The sequence below is a fragment of the Achromobacter sp. Root565 genome (genome assembly GCF_001427425.1).
GTDB lineage: Bacteria > Pseudomonadota > Gammaproteobacteria > Burkholderiales > Burkholderiaceae_B > Achromobacter > Achromobacter spanius_D.
This window is the reverse complement of record NZ_LMGO01000001.1, coordinates 3144756-3159280: the sequence shown is the minus strand read 5'-3', so window position 1 is coordinate 3159280 and position 14525 is coordinate 3144756. Positions and strand designations below refer to the sequence as shown.

General features: G+C 66.4%; 11 protein-coding genes and 1 tRNA gene. 10 read left to right on the top strand and 2 right to left on the bottom strand.

The annotated features are described in order from the left end of the window. The first annotated feature begins 9 nt into the window (after window positions 1–9). The 3 genes from ASD71_RS14140 (at window position 10) to ASD71_RS14130 (ending at window position 4178) form a co-directional block, all read left to right on the top strand. A complete protein-coding gene (locus ASD71_RS14140; protein ID WP_056564840.1) occupies window positions 10–1158 on the top strand; it encodes an acyl-CoA dehydrogenase family protein in 1149 nt (382 codons plus the stop codon). A gap of 178 nt (window positions 1159–1336) precedes the next feature. Next, complete coding sequence (locus ASD71_RS14135; RefSeq protein ID WP_056564835.1) at window positions 1337–2566, top strand: CaiB/BaiF CoA-transferase family protein; 1230 nt, start codon at window positions 1337–1339, stop codon at window positions 2564–2566. 88 nt (window positions 2567–2654) lie between these two features. Continuing rightward, complete coding sequence (locus ASD71_RS14130) at window positions 2655–4178, top strand: 3-hydroxyacyl-CoA dehydrogenase (RefSeq protein ID WP_056564831.1); 1524 nt, start codon at window positions 2655–2657, stop codon at window positions 4176–4178. A 165-nt stretch (window positions 4179–4343) separates the two neighbouring features. Here the strand turns inward: ASD71_RS14130 and ASD71_RS14125 are convergent, their stop codons facing one another. Next, a complete protein-coding gene (locus ASD71_RS14125) occupies window positions 4344–5288 on the bottom strand; it encodes a cytochrome c5 family protein (RefSeq protein ID WP_056564828.1) in 945 nt (314 codons plus the stop codon). A 231-nt stretch (window positions 5289–5519) separates the two neighbouring features. Here ASD71_RS14125 and ASD71_RS14120 point away from each other — a divergent pair. From ASD71_RS14120 to ASD71_RS14105, 3 genes are all read left to right on the top strand, one after another. Further along, a tRNA-Arg gene (locus ASD71_RS14120) sits at window positions 5520–5594 on the top strand. A gap of 583 nt (window positions 5595–6177) precedes the next feature. Beyond that, window positions 6178–9534 carry an autotransporter outer membrane beta-barrel domain-containing protein gene (locus ASD71_RS28230; protein ID WP_200949399.1) on the top strand — a complete coding sequence of 1119 codons (3357 nt, stop codon included), beginning with the start codon at window positions 6178–6180 and terminating at the stop codon, window positions 9532–9534. A gap of 24 nt (window positions 9535–9558) precedes the next feature. Next, window positions 9559–10167 (top strand): hypothetical protein, encoded by a 609-nt coding sequence (locus ASD71_RS14105; protein WP_056564821.1) that lies wholly within the window; start codon window positions 9559–9561, stop codon window positions 10165–10167. A gap of 65 nt (window positions 10168–10232) precedes the next feature. On the opposite strand, the gene ASD71_RS14100 is transcribed toward ASD71_RS14105, so the two are convergent. Then, on the bottom strand, window positions 10233–10478 hold the full coding sequence (locus ASD71_RS14100) for a hypothetical protein (RefSeq protein ID WP_056327580.1): 246 nt from the start codon (window positions 10476–10478) through the stop codon (window positions 10233–10235). A 217-nt stretch (window positions 10479–10695) separates the two neighbouring features. Between ASD71_RS14100 and ASD71_RS14095 the strand changes: the two genes are divergently transcribed. The 4 genes from ASD71_RS14095 to ASD71_RS14080 all read left to right on the top strand — a co-directional run bounded on the left by ASD71_RS14095 (window position 10696) and on the right by ASD71_RS14080 (window position 14504). Next, the gene (locus ASD71_RS14095) at window positions 10696–11820 is read left to right on the top strand and encodes a cupin domain-containing protein (protein ID WP_056564818.1); all 1125 of its coding nucleotides are present in this window, start codon (window positions 10696–10698) and stop codon (window positions 11818–11820) included. A 62-nt stretch (window positions 11821–11882) separates the two neighbouring features. Next, window positions 11883–12794: a fumarylacetoacetate hydrolase family protein gene (locus ASD71_RS14090; protein ID WP_056564815.1), complete on the top strand. Its 912-nt coding sequence runs from the start codon at window positions 11883–11885 to the stop codon at window positions 12792–12794. Between the two features lie 11 nt (window positions 12795–12805). Beyond that, window positions 12806–13561, top strand: coding sequence for a GntR family transcriptional regulator (locus tag ASD71_RS14085; RefSeq protein ID WP_056564812.1), 756 nt, complete (start codon window positions 12806–12808; stop codon window positions 13559–13561). Window positions 13562–13589: 28 nt separating this feature from the next. After that, complete coding sequence (locus ASD71_RS14080; RefSeq protein WP_056564809.1) at window positions 13590–14504, top strand: LysR family transcriptional regulator; 915 nt, start codon at window positions 13590–13592, stop codon at window positions 14502–14504. The last annotated feature ends 21 nt before the right edge of the window (window positions 14505–14525 follow it).

The following is a 14525-nucleotide window of genomic DNA, read 5'->3' as shown; positions in this document are numbered from 1 at the left end:
ACTTCCATCATGGCCCTCGACACCGAAACCCTGAACCTCCTGATCGACGCCGTCCGCCGCTTCGTCCACGAACGCCTGATTCCCGCCGAGGACGAACTGGCCGCCAGCGGCGAAGTGCCGCCGGACATCGTCAACGAAATGCGTGACCTGGGCCTGTTCGGCCTGTCCATCTCGCCGGACTTCGGCGGCTTGGGCCTGACGATGGAAGAAGAGGTCCGCGTGGTTTTTGAACTGGGCCAGACCTCGCCCGCCTTCCGCTCGCTGGCCGGCACCAATATCGGCATCGGCTCACAGGCCATCGTCCTGGCCGGCACCGACGAACAGCGCGCCAACTACCTGCCCAGGCTGGCCAGCGGCGAGCTCATCGGGTCCTTCGCGCTGACCGAGCCCGATGCCGGTTCCGACGCCATGGCGCTGCGCCTGTCCGCCGAGCGTGATGGCGACTTCTATGTGCTGAACGGCACCAAGCGCTACATCACCAACGCGCCCATCGCCGGCCTGTTCTCCGTGATGGCGCGCACCGCGCCTGAGCGCCGCGCCAATTCGATCTCGTGCTTCCTGGTCGAAGCCGGCACGCCGGGCCTCATCATCGGCAAGCCGGACAAGAAGATGGGCCAGGCCGGCGCGCTGACCAGCGACGTCGTGTTCGACAACTGCCGCGTGCCTGCCAGCGCGCTGCTGGGCGGGGAAGAGGGCAACGGCTTCCGGACCTCCATGCGCGTGCTGGACAAGGGCCGCCTGCATATTTCCGCGCTGTGCGTCGGCATCGCCGACCGCCTGCTGCGCGACGCCGTGAAGTACGCCACCGAGCGCAAGCAGTTCGGCCAACCCATCGCCGAATTCCAGCTCATCCAGGCGATGATCGCCGACAGCCAGGCCGAGCTCTACGCGGCCCGCTGCATGGTGTTGGACGCTGCCCGCATGCGCGACCGCGGCGAAAACACCACCATGCAGGCCGCCTGCTGCAAGCTCTTCTCCACCGAAATGGTGGGCCGCGTCGCCGACCGCGCGGTGCAGATCCACGGCGGCGCGGGCTACATGTCCGAGTACGCGGTGGAGCGCTTCTACCGCGACGTGCGCCTGTTCCGCATCTTTGAAGGCACCTCGCAGATCCAGCAACTGGTGATCGCGCGCGAGACCATCAAGGCGCATTCCTGATCTTTCCGCCGCCAGAGGTCCGGCCAACGCGTTCGAGAGGCTAATATCCAGTCTGACGAATGTTGATCGGAAGGCGGCCCCGGCGGGCCGCCTTCTGGCATGACGGAATCCCAGTCCGCCCGGCGCTTGCTCGCGGGGCCGGAAGTTCTCATTTCCCTTTCTAGCGAAAAGATTACCGATGTCGCAACGTCCCGCTCCCCTCACCGGCATACGCGTGCTGGATCTGACCCGCGTGCTGGCGGGTCCCTGGTGCACCCAGAACCTGGCCGACCTCGGCGCCGAGGTGATCAAGATCGAACGGCCCGGCTCGGGCGACGACACGCGCGCCTGGGGCCCTCCGTACCTGAAGGACGAAGCGGGCCACGACACCACCGAAGCCGCGTACTACCTGTCGGCCAACCGCAACAAGATGTCGGTGGCGCTGGACATCGCGTCGCCGCGCGGCGCGGAGCTGGTGCGCGAGCTGGCGCTGCAAAGCGACATCCTGGTGGAAAACTTCAAGGTCGGCGGGCTTTCCAAGTACGGCCTGGACTACGAGAGCCTGAAGGAACTGAACCCGCGCTTGATCTACTGCTCGATCACGGGTTTCGGCCAGACCGGCCCGTACGCCAGCCGTCCCGGCTATGACTTCATGATCCAGGGCATGGGCGGCCTGATGAGCATCACGGGCGAGCGCGACGACCTGCCCGGCGGCGGTCCGCAAAAGGCCGGCGTGGCCGTGGCCGACCTGATGACCGGCATGTATTCCACCGTGGGCATCCTGGCCGCGCTGCACGAGCGCGCGCGCAGCGGCCTGGGCCAGCACATCGACATGGCGCTGCTGGATTGCCAGGTCGCCATGATGGCCAATCAGAACCTGAACTTCATGACCTCCGGCGTGGCCCCTCGCCGCGCCGGCAACGCGCACCAGAACCTGGTTCCCTACCAGGTGTTCGCGGCCAGCGACGGTCACCTCATCGTGGCGGTGGGCAACGACAGTCAGTTCCGCAACTACTGCGGCGCCATCGGCCTGTCCGAGCTGTCCGCTGACCCGCGTTTTGCCACCAATCCGCAGCGCGTGAAGAACCGCGAGGAACTGGTGCCGCTGCTGGCCGAACGCATGGCCACCGGCGAGCGCGACCACTGGCTTGCCGCGCTGGAAGGCGTGGGCGTGCCGGCCGGTCCCATCAACACGCTGGACCAGGTCTACGAAGACCCCCACGTCCTGGCCCGCAACATGAAGCGCGAGCTGCCCCATCCGGCTGCCGGCACCGTGCCCGTGGCCGCCAGCCCGCTGAAGTTTTCCGGCAGTCCGGTCGAGTACCGCCGCGCGCCGCCCATGCTGGGCGAGCACACCGAACAGGTCCTGTCCGAAAAGCTGGGGCTGTCGGCCGAAGAAATCCAGGCGCTGGCCCAGAGCCGGTCCTGACGCGCGCGCGAGGCGGCCTGGCCGCCTTCTGCGTATGCCGCGCCGCGCCAGGCGCACGATTCATTCCAATACAGGCAGGAGATAGTTGATGACGGAGATTCAAACCATCGGCGTCGTGGGCGCCGGGGCCATGGGGCGCGGCATCGCGCAGATCGCGGCGCAGGCCGGCCTGCGCGTGCGTCTGTACGACACCAGCACCGACGCCATCGCGGCCGCGCGCGAATCCTTGCGCCAGACTTGGGAGAAGCTGGCCCAGAAGGGCAAGCTGACGGCGGCCGACGCGCAAGCTGCCCTTGAACGCGTCGAATCGGCCACCGCCCTGACCGACATGGCGAACTGCCAGCTCGTGGTCGAGGCCATCGTCGAGCGGCTGGACGTCAAGCGGGACCTTTTCGCGGCGCTGGAAGGCGTGGTTGCCGACGACTGCATCCTGGCGTCCAACACCTCGTCCCTGTCCATCACCGCCATCGCGGCCGCCTGCAAGCGGCCGCAACGCGTGGCCGGCTATCACTTCTTCAATCCGGTTGCGCTGATGAAGGTGGTTGAAGTCATCGATGGCCTGCGCAGCGCGCCGGAAGTGGGCGACGCCCTGGCCGAGCTGGCCCGCCGCATGGGCCACACGCCCGTGCGCGCCAAGGACATGCCCGGCTTTATCGTCAACCACGCCGGCCGCGGCATGAATACCGAAGGCCTGCGCGTGGCGCAGGAGGCCGTGGCCACCTTCGCCCAGGTCGATGCCGTGATGCGCGAGCAGGCCGGCTTTCGCATGGGACCGTTCGAACTGCTGGACCTGACCGCGCTCGACGTCTCGCATCCGGTGATGGAATCCATCTACCGCCAATTCTTCGACGAGCCGCGCTTCCGCCCGTCGCCGATCACCACCGTGCGCCTGGCGGGCGGGCTGATCGGCCGCAAGGCGGGTGAAGGCTTCTACGTCTATGCCGACGGCCAGAAGCAGGTGCCGGCCGAAGCGGCAGCGCCCGCGCTGCCCGAAGGCCTGAAAGTCTGGGTCAGCCCAAAGCACGGCGAAGGCTACGCCCGCGCGTCCGCACTGGTTGAAAAGCTGGGCGGCACGCTGGTCACAGGCTCCACGCCTGACGCCGATGCGCTGATCCTGGTCACGCCGTTCGGCGAAGACGTGTCCACCAGCGTCTCGGCGCAAGGCCTGAACGCGGGCCGCACGGTCGGCCTGGATACGCTGTATGCGTTCGACGGCGCGAAGCGCCGCACGATCATGGTCTCGCCCGCCACCGAGGACAAGTGGCGCGACGCCGCCCATGCACTGCTGGCCGCCGATGGCGTGCCCGTCACGGTGATCGAGGATTCGCCTGGCTTCATCGCGCAGCGCATCGTGGCGCACATCGTGAACATCGCCTGCGACATCGCGCAGCAGAAGATCGCCACGCCGGAAGACATCGACCTGGCCGTGACGCTGGGCCTGGGCTATCCCGCTGGCCCGCTGGCCCTGGGCGACAAGCTGGGCGCCGACCGCATCCTGGAAATCCTGAAGAGCATGCAGCGCGTCACGGGCGACACCCGTTACCGCCCGAGCCTGTGGCTGCAACGCCGCGTTCAACTGGGCATGTCGCTGCTGAAGTCGACGGCGGACTGATCGCTGAACGGCAAGGTGTCTGACACCCAGGCGAGATGGTCGTCAATGTGCGGCGGTCTCTCAACGGGTGTCAGACACCTTTTCAACGTATGAAGAAGTTGCGGCCACAAAAAAGCCCCTTGAATCATCGAGGGGCTTTTTGTTGCCTGTCTTGCCGGCGGGGTATTACTTGGCGGCGTCCACCATGTATTGGACGGCGGCGCGGATGTCTTCTTCGGAGGCGTTGGCGGCGCCGCCCTTGGGAGGCATTGCGCCCTTGCCCGTCATGGCGACCTTCACCATGGCGTCCATGCCGGTCTTGATGTAGGGCTCCCAGGCGGCCTTGTCGCCGAACTTGGGCGCATTGGCGACACCCGTGGCGTGGCACGCGAAACAGGCCGTCTTGTAGAGCTTTTCGCCGGCCGGATTGACGGCGGCAGCCTGTTGGGCGGGGGCCGGGGCAGCGGGTGCGGCAGCGGCAGGTGCTGCGGCAGCCGGTGCTGCGGCAGCCGGCGCTGCGGCAGCCGGCGCTGCGGCAGCCGGCGCTGCTGCGGCCGGTGCAGCGGCTTGGGGGGCGGGCGCGGCTGCGGCTTCGCCTTCCTTCTTGGCGCCTTCTTCAGCGGGGGCCGCGGGTTCCGGCAGCGAGGCGCCGGACTTGTTGGCCATGTACACCACGGCGCGCGCGACTTCGTAGTCGGACAGGGCCGGGTTGCCGCCCTTGGCGGGCATGCCGCCCTTGCCGTGCAGCGCGACTTTCATCATCTCGTCGTAGCCAGCCTTGATGAAGGGCGCCCACGCGGCGTTGTCGCCCAGCTTGGGTGCGCCAGCCACGCCGGCGGTGTGACAGGCCGTACAGACGGTGGCAAAGACTTGTTCGCCGGTCTTGAAGACCTTGGGTGCGTTGGCGTCAACCAGTTCGAATCCCGCCACGGGTGCGATCCGCCGGGCAACGGCCTCGCCGGACAGGGCATCCGAGCCGGCGCCGGTCTTGGTGCCGGTGACGACCATGTTCACCAGAAGGATGATGATGGCGATGGGAACCACGAAGGCGAGGACGATCGTGACGATCAGTTGCTTCGGGGTCTTGATGGGGGAGGCGTGCTCTTCTATGTGTTCCTGCTCGTTGCTCATGACCAAATCCTGCTAACGGGTACCGGGGGCGCCTGGCGGCGGCAACAGAAAATCAGAACTGCACAAGTCGGCGGCAACTCATGCCCGCCTGCAAGCAAACGCTGGATTATATAACGGTGTCAGGGACGATCGTCCAATGAGAAGGAACGGGTTTTCGATGAGTTTGCCGGAAGATTTGATCCACTTCATGCAGATCGCGTAAAACTGGGTACAATACCGCCTCCTTGCGCTGCGCCCGTAGTTCAATGGATAGAATGAGAGTTTCCGAAGCTCTTGATACAGGTTCGATTCCTGTCGGGCGCGCCATCGCTTCCTTGGCGCAGGCGTCAAGCAGATCCGCAACGGGTCTGAACCCGCACCAGCCGGGTTTGCCACGCTCGGGTACATGGCCCGGCGATACCAGGCGCCACATGGCCGTATCGTGATCTCCCTCCAACCGGTCCGCGGCGCCGGCAACAAGCTCAATCAAACTCCCGATCCCGCAGGCTCGCTCGCATGCCTTCGTCCGTATGGGCTGTCTTTGCGATATTCGCAAGCGGGATAAGTCCGACTTCGCTCTGATATTGATTCTGGGCGCGACTGTCGGGCTATTGGAGCAATCGTACTCTGGGCGAATCTGGGTCGCCAATAGAGAATCAATCGAGCCGATGAGACAGGCTTTGACGCTGCGCTGGCCACACCAGCAAATACCGTCGCTCGATTCCATAAATCGCTCGATTCCATAAATCGCACGATTCCATAAATCGCACGATTCAACGGGCAGCCGGAAAGCCCAATCTCCGTCGATTTCATCAAACGCCAAGTGTTCGAGCAAGGCTTGGGGCGACATGCGCGCTCCAGGTCGAAACCGTCACGCGCGCGTCAATCCAACACCCAGGATCACGAGAATATGAACACGGATTTCCGGACGACTTCCCGACATGCCGACTCAGCACCCGCTCAATCTATCAAGACGCGGCACCTTGCGCTCAAGCTGTGCTTTGGCTTGTCCCTGCTTTCCCTTGGCATGTCCCACCATCCCGCTGCCCACGCGTTGATCGTTGGCGCCGCAGGGACTGGTGGCGTGGGGGGAGCGGTCAATGGAGGCAACGGCGGCGATGGCGAGGATGGGTATGCCGCCTTGGATCTCACGACGTCGTACACGACCTATGACGACATCGAGGGGGCGCCAGGCGGCGGAGGCGGCGGCGGCGGTGGGGGCGGGCCCGGCAACTTTGACGGTGGCGCGGGCGGAGCGGGTGGGGGAGGCGGGCACGGCATCATCATCTCTGGCGACGGCGTAATCCTGCACAACGACGGTTGGTCGATCAGTGGCGGAAAGGGCGGTGGTGGCGGTGGTGGCGGTGGCGGCAGCTATAGCACAAGAGCGGTCAGTGACGGCGGTCGCGGTGGCGATGGCGGGGGGGGCGAAGGCGGCGGCGCTGGCGGGGGCGGAGGGGGCGGTGCCGACATCAACCCCGGTGGGCCCGATGGAACGGGCTACGGCGGAGACGGCGGTAATGGCGGAGAAGACGGTTTGCCTGGCGGTGGCGATCTCCCCGGGGCAAATCCCTATGCAGGCGGAGGTGGCGGCGGCGCTGGCACGTACACCTCCGGCGGGTCGGCTGGCCAGGGGTTGTTCAAGAGCCAAAGTCCGGGCGTTGGCGGGCCGGGCGGTATTGCCGGCGGCGCGCCCGGCATCAACGGGGGCAACGGACGCGTAAATGAAGGCTATGGTGGCGGCGGTGGCGGGGGAGGCGCACCCGGCGGTAGTGGCGGGTATGGGGGGAACGGCACTGGTCATGCCGGCGGCCCGGCGGGTGGCGCCGGGGGTAGCAGTGGTCACGGCGTCTATGTAACCGGCGCCAACTCCGAGATCGTCAATTCAGGAACGATTTCGCAGGGGCCCGTGAACCAGCACACCGCCATCAAATATTCGGCGACCGCCCGTGACTCCACTTTGGTGCTCCAGGCGGGCAGTCAGATTATCGGCCTGCTCGACGCCACGGAATCTGGCGGCAAGAATACGCTTAGGTTGGATGGGGGGGCGGCGCTGGCCTTTGATGTCAGCCTGATCGGAAGCGGTCCGCAGGCTCAATATCTGGGCTTCGACGCCTTCGAGAAAACGTCGGCCGGAACCTGGACGCTCACCGGCACGCCCAGCCAGGGGCTCATGCCCTGGACCCTGTCGGGCGGATGGCTCGCGATCGCCGACGACGCCAGCCTGGGCGATGCCGCAGGCGCCCTTACCTTCAACGGCGGCGGGGTGCAACTGGACACCGGTCTCACCTCGCAGCGCGACATGCAGTTCACGGGAGACGGCGCGGTCCGCACGGTGGCGGGGACGGTATCCGTGATGCAAGGAACGATCAGCGGATTCGGCACGCTTACCAAGACCGGCGCCGGGACGTGGATCATCGATAGTGACAATGCGTTTTCCGGCACAACGGTGATCGACGACGGCGTGTTGCAGCTCGGTGCGGGCCAGACCGTCGGATCGCTGGGATCGGGCGCGTTCGAGAACAACGCCTTCCTGGCGATAAACCGTGCCGACGCTGTCATCATGACGAACGCCATCTCCGGCCCGGGCGAACTGCGGCAGGCGGGATCGGGCACGACCACGCTGACCGGGCCGCTCACCTATACCGGCATCACGCGGGTGGACGATGGCGCGCTGGTCATCGATGGCACGACGTTGGGCCAGGCCGAACATGCGGTCGCCAGGGTTGTGGGTGCCGGCGGTGCGGGCCTGGGGCTGGCCAACGGCGCCACGCTCGATGGCTGGGTGGATGGACCGGATCTCGCCATTGACGCCTCCAGCCAATGGAACATCCTGACCGACGCTTCCAACCCCGCGCAAGGCGCCAACCTCAGCACCGTCAACGAACTTCGGCTTGCCGGCAGCGTCGCCTTTGCGCCGCCCGCTGAATGGACCAACGATGAGATCGGCCGAACGTTCACCGCCAACAACCTGGTGGGCGGCGGCGGTGAAGTGCAGCTGCACATGATTCCAACCTCGTCCGGCACCGTGGATTACCTGACCTTGAACGCGGGGGCGACGGGGCTGACCAACCTGACGCTCAACACCGACGGCGACTTCGGCGATCCCTTTAGTGGAAACGGCTTTCTGGTGGTCAAGGCCGGCGCCAGCACAGACAACGCGTTCCAGCACACACCGGGTCAGGGCCCGCGGGGCGGCGCATTCCGCTATGTGCTGGCGCATGGTGCGCAGGATGGCACGCCCGAACTTGCCAACAACTGGTACTTGATCAGCGAGGTCCGTCCCGAAGTCTCCATTTACTCGCAGCTGGGCGGCCAAGCCCTGCGGCAGTCCGAACTGGCGATGGGGACGTTCGTCGAACGCATGGGAGCCACAGAAACGGTGGCTCGGAAGGTGTACCCGTACGCCTGGGCAAGAACGCTGGGGGGCTGGGAGAACCGGGATGGCGCGCCGCGGGGCATTCTGCAATCCCAGGTCGCCAGCCGCACAACGCTGGGCGGCCTGCAGGTGGGAACGGACCTGTTCGTGACCAACAAGGGGGTTCGCCGCAACAGCCTCGGCGTGTTCGGCACGGCCATGGTTTCCCGCACTCAGGTGGATCACTATCAGGCCTCCACTCGGTCGACGATCGATGCCGGTCGCAGCGATCAGACGATGTATGGCTTTGGCGCCTACTACACGATGTTGGACGGCAAGGGGGGGTATGCCGATTTCGTCACGCAGTTCAGCCGTTACGGCGTGAAAACCCAGTCGCGAGAGCCCGGCGGCATGTCGATGCGGACGTCAGGATGGGGCGCGGCGCTGTCGGCGGAAGCCGGCAAGGCGTTCGACATTGGCGACGAGTCCAATGGGCTTCGTCTCGAACCCCAGGCTCAGTTGATGTATCAGCACGTCAAGCTGCGCGACAGCGATGACGATCTTGGCCGGGTGACGCTGCCGAAATCCCATGCGGTGCATTCGCGCGTGAGCCTGAAGCTGTCGAAAGACTGGGGCGAGCAGGAGGACGCGCAACACCACGGTTGGCTGATGCTGAGTTACCGGCACACGCTCGGAAAATCGTCCAGTTCGTACCAGACGCTGACGCAAGGCGACATCACATTCGAGAACAAGCTGGACGGATCGCGCGTGGGCCTGTCGGCGGGCTACGACCGGCGGGCGGGTAAGAACACCTTCGTCAATGTGCAGTTGAGCGCTGAGCAGGGATTGGGCGGCACGTCAGGGTTGCGCGCGGTGGGCGGTTCGATGGGGATAAAGTATCTGTTCTAGCATCCGCCCATAAGGGTTTCACGCATGACCCACCCCGCCGACATTCAGGCAGCCGTCTACACGCGCTGGCATCAGTTCTCCGTGCCGTTTGGCATGGCGCTTGGCAGCGCCAGTCTGATCGGCGTGTTGTTCAGCCGCGGTCCGGTAATGCTGGCGATTGCGCTGTGCCTGCTCGGCCTGCTGGCGCCGCCACTGGTGGCGTTTCGGGGTTTCCCCACACGCAATTCCATCAAAGTGACGCCCGAAGGGCTGACGTTTTCGCGGCGTGCGCCGGTCGCGTTTGCAGACCTGACCAGTTGGGGCACGGACGATTTTCTGAAGCTGGTGCGGCCCGGCCGCACGACCTTGCTGGTCAGCGCGCTGGACCTGCCAAACCGCGAGCGCCTGTTGCGCGAATTCCAGGCGGCGCTGGCTGCGTGGCAGCAACGGCAACCGGCGGGGGCGCAGCCGCCGCGTCGCACGTACTTCTATGGAACGTTTCGGGCGCGCGCGATTGGCGCGTTGATCGTTGCGCTGGGCCTGACGTGTGCCGTGATGGCGATGAACCTGCGCGAGCCGTCGTGGTCGCTGGCGGTGGTGGGCGGCCTGGGCGCGGCGTTTGGATTGGTGATGTTGCTGGGAAAGCGCGTCTGAACGCTTTTTCCGTGACCTTTGAAAGGCTCGCCCCGCCTTGACGGGGGGCGAGCGTTTGCAAACGGTTAGTCGTCCAGCGAAGGCACGGTGCCGATCTGCATCAGGATGCGCGGCGATTCCATGTCGCCGGTTTCCTTGTCGATCATGACTTCATAGGCCGCGACGCCGGCGAATTTGGAAGCCATGGAATTCGCGATGCGGATGGCTCCGAATTCGCTGCTGGCCGGACGGATTTCCCCGGGGGCGACGCCATTGGCGGCGGCGCGGTAGGGAACGACGATGTACTGAACGAGATGAGCAGCTTCTGACACAGGAATTCTCCCCTGGACGACAGTTTTTCGGGCGAGCGCAATGTATCACGCCGCACTGTGTTTTTGTACAGTATTTTTGCTGTGGCCGCCAAGATATTTTTCGCAAGCGTCCTCGGGCTTCAAGGAAAACCCCTAGCGTTTCACCGTTGCCCGCCCCTCTGCCCCCCGCTTAGTATTTTCGAAAATCCTCAGCGTTTTATAAAACCAGGGGCACGGAATGGAAGCGAACCGCTACGACGCCTACCGCGAAGACACCGCGGGCCGCGCCAATGTGGCCGACTCGCCGGAGCGGGTGGCCTATTACCAGGAGCTGGCGCGGCTGGAGACCGGCGCGCTGTGGACGGTGGCGAACAAGATCGAGCCGTGGGCGCCGCGGTCGGCGTCGGTGCCCGTGGTGTGGCGCTACCAGGACCTGCGCGGCCACGTGCTGCGGTCCGCCGAGCTGGTGTCGCCCGAAGAGGCGGGCCGGCGTGTCATCTACCTGAACAACCCCGGCCGGCGCGATGTGGCGGCGGCGGTGGGCTGGCTGTATTCCGGACTGCAGGTGATGCGCCCGGGCGAGCTGGCGTCCGCGCACGCGCACACGCATTCGGCGCTGCGCTTCATCATGGAAGGACAGGGCGCGTTCACGGTGGTGGACGGCCACAAGATGACGCTGGGCGCGAATGATTTTGTGCTGACGCCAAACGGCACGTGGCACGAGCATGGTGTGGCCGAGGATGGCAGCACCTGCATCTGGCAAGACGGCCTGGACATCCCGCTGGTCAACGCACTGGAAGCCGGCTTCTATGCCGTGCATCCGGACCTGAACCAGACCGTCACGCACCCGGTGGACGACACCAGCGGCGCATGGGGCGGCGTGGCGCTGCGACCGCAGGTGTCGGGGTGGACCAAGCCGTATTCGCCGCTCTTCAAGTACGAATGGGAGCCCACGTACGAGGCGCTGCGCCGCTACGCGCGCACCACCGCGGGCAGTCCCTACGACGGCATCCTGCTGGAATACGTCAATCCGGCGACGGGCGGCCCCGTCATGCCGACGATTGGCGCCAGCATGCAATTGCTGCGCCCCGGTGAGCACACGAAGGCGCACCGGCACACCGGCAGCTTCATCTACCAGGTGGCCAAGGGCAGCGGCTTTTCCGTCATCGACGGCAAGCGCTACGACTGGACCGAGCGCGACATCTTCTGCGTGCCGTCCTGGGCCATCCACGAACACGCCAACCTGTCGTCCAACGACGACGCGTGCCTCTTCTGTTTCAACGATCTGCCCGTCATGCGCGCGCTGGCCCTGTACCGCGAGGAAGCGGTGCAGGACAACGGCGGCCATCAGCAGCTGATCTAGTTTCGAAAGCCTCCGTGCCGCTGCGGCCGGTTCTGCAACCCTTTGACCTTCTGGAGTTCCCGATGCGCCTGGTGACCTTTCGCGCTCATCCCACCGCCGCCGCCCGCCTGGGCGCGCTCGTTGACGGTTATGTGATCGACCTTTTCCTGCTGGGTCAGGAAGGCGGGGTGGACCTGCCCGATGACATGCTGGAATTCATCGACCTGGGACCGGTGGCGGTTGCACAGGCGACGCGTCTGTTGGACACGTTCCGCGGCAACTGGCCGGTGGGCACCGCGGTGCCGCAGGAGAACGTGAAGCTGCTGGCGCCCATCCCGCGTCCGCGCAAGAACATCTTCGGCATTGGCCTGAACTATGTGGAGCACGTGGCCGAGTCCAGCCGCACGCTGGATACGTCGGCCGACCTGCCCAAGCAGCCCGTCATCTTCTCCAAGCCGCCCACCACGGTCATCGGGCCGGGTGACGCCATCGAGCACAACGCGAAGATCACGCAGCAGCTGGACTGGGAAGTCGAGCTGGCGGTGATCATCGGCCGGCGGGCGTCGCGCGTGTCCGAGGCCGATGCGCTGTCCTACGTGTTCGGATACAGCGTGATGCTGGACATGAGCGCGCGCGATTGCCGCCGCGCCGGGCAGTGGATCTATTCCAAGGGGCAGGACACGTATGCGCCGTTCGGTCCGTGCATCGTGACGGCCGACGAGATCCCCGATCCGCAGGTGCTGGACCTGTGGCTGACGGTCAACGGCGAAAAGAAGCAGGGCTCGAACACGCGGCACATGCTGTTCAAGGTGCCGTTCCTGATCTCCGACATCAGCGCCGGCATCACGCTGGAGCCGGGCGACATCATCGCCACCGGCACGCCGGAGGGCGTGGGCGCCGGCCGCAAGCCGCAGGAATTCCTGTGGCCGGGCGACGTGGTCGTGGCCTGCGTGGAGGGCATCGGCACGCTGCGCCACCCGGTGGTGGCCGTCTAGGAGCGCCGCGCTTGAAACCCAGAATCAAGGCCCCGCGCGAGGATGCGGCGGCAAACGGCGGCGCCGAGATCGAAGACATCACGCTGTCCGAACAGATCTACCGGCAGTTGCGCCGCGACATCATGCGCGGCGCGTTTGCGCCGGGCCAGTCGCTGCGGCTGGAGCTGCTGCGCCAGCGCTACGGCGGCAGCTTTTCGCCGATCCGCGAGGCGCTGAACCGGTTGCGCAGCGAACGCATGGTGCTTACCACCACCTCGCGCGGGTTTCGCATCGCGCCGTTGTCCGTGGACGAGATGCGCGACGCCTGCGAGACCCGCATCCTGATCGACTGCGACGCGTTGCGGCGATCGCTGGCCAATGCCGACGACGCCTGGGAGGCGCGGCTGGTCGGAGCGTTTCACGCGTTGGCGCTGGCCGCGCGGCGGGCGGACGCCGCGCCGGGGCTGGACCCGGACCGCGAGGACGCACTGGAAGCCCGTCACCAGGACTTTCATCAGGCGCTGATCGGCGCCTGCCGCTCGCCCTGGCTGCTGGACCTGTCCGCGCAGTTGTACGCGCAGACCGAGCGCTACCGCCGGCCGGCGCGCGCGCAGGCCATGGCGTACGGCCATGAACGCAACGTCGACGACGAGCATCGCGCGCTGCTGGATGCCGCGGTCTCGCGCGATGCCGACCGCGCGGCCGCGCTGCTGGCGGCGCACTACCGCGAGACGGCGCAGGTCATCGCGCGCATTCTGTCTCTGCCCGAGGGACAAGCGGCGGCCTAGCACGCGCGATGCCGTAAGCTTGTCGTCCATGGCAGACCTGAAACTCCTCGAAGACCTGATTGCGCTGGCGCAGACCGGCAGCTTTGTGCGCGCAGCCGAGCTGCGCCACGTCACGCATCCCGCCTTCGGCCGGCGCATCCGCGCGCTGGAGGCGTGGGCGGGCACGCCGCTGGTGGAACGCCAGCGTCTGCCGGTGACGCTGACGCCCGAAGGCGAGGCGCTGCTCAAGACGGCGACGCAAGTGATCGAGCAGATGGGGCTGGTGCGCCATCGCATCCGCAGCTCGGGCGCGGGCGGCGAGGCCGTGCTGCGCATCGCCACGGGCCGCAGCCTGGCGCGCACGCTGGTGGCCGACTGGATCGCGCGGCTGCGGCACCGCACGCCTCGGGTCCTGACGGACGGCACGCAGGTTGAGCTGTCCACCGGCAAGGCGCAGGACCTGGTGGTCCGGCTGGAACAGGGCAAGGTGGAGCTGTTGTGCTGCTACGAGCACCCGGCGCTGTCCGTGCCGCTCAGCCCCTCGCGCTATCGGTACATGACGCTGGCGACCGACAAGCTGGTGCCGGTCAGCCAGATGGATTCACGGGGCCGGCCGCGCTACCTGCTGCAAGAGGGCGGGGCGCCCGTGCCGCTGATCACCTACACCGGCGGGCTGGCGATGGAGCGCATCGTGGGGGATCGGCTCGAAGCCACGCCGTATGCGCTGACGCCCTTTGTGCGCGGCGACTCCCTGGATGCCGCGCATGGCGCGGTCGCCAAGGGCGTGGGGGTGGCGTGGCTGCCGTGGTCCATGGTGGCCGCTGATTGCCGGCGCGGCGCGCTGGCCGCGCTGGGCGGGCGCAGCGACGAGATCGCGTTCGAAGTCCGGTTGTACCGCCCGCGCGCCCGGCTGACCGACCTGGCCGAAGCCGCCTGGGAAGCGACGGCCAATCGCAAGGCGTGAATTTGGGTCTGACTTCGGATC

Coding starts and splice junctions, on each gene's coding strand:
- ASD71_RS14140 (WP_056564840.1), top strand. CDS start 10: ATGGCCCTCGACACCGAAACCCTGAACCTCCTGATCGACGCCGTCCGC.
- ASD71_RS14125 (WP_056564828.1), bottom strand. CDS start 5,288: ATGAGCAACGAGCAGGAACACATAGAAGAGCACGCCTCCCCCATCAAG.
- ASD71_RS14105 (WP_056564821.1), top strand. CDS start 9,559: ATGACCCACCCCGCCGACATTCAGGCAGCCGTCTACACGCGCTGGCAT.
- ASD71_RS14095 (WP_056564818.1), top strand. CDS start 10,696: ATGGAAGCGAACCGCTACGACGCCTACCGCGAAGACACCGCGGGCCGC.
- ASD71_RS14135 (WP_056564835.1), top strand. CDS start 1,337: ATGTCGCAACGTCCCGCTCCCCTCACCGGCATACGCGTGCTGGATCTG.
- ASD71_RS28230 (WP_200949399.1), top strand. CDS start 6,178: ATGAACACGGATTTCCGGACGACTTCCCGACATGCCGACTCAGCACCC.
- ASD71_RS14090 (WP_056564815.1), top strand. CDS start 11,883: ATGCGCCTGGTGACCTTTCGCGCTCATCCCACCGCCGCCGCCCGCCTG.
- ASD71_RS14080 (WP_056564809.1), top strand. CDS start 13,590: ATGGCAGACCTGAAACTCCTCGAAGACCTGATTGCGCTGGCGCAGACC.
- ASD71_RS14130 (WP_056564831.1), top strand. CDS start 2,655: ATGACGGAGATTCAAACCATCGGCGTCGTGGGCGCCGGGGCCATGGGG.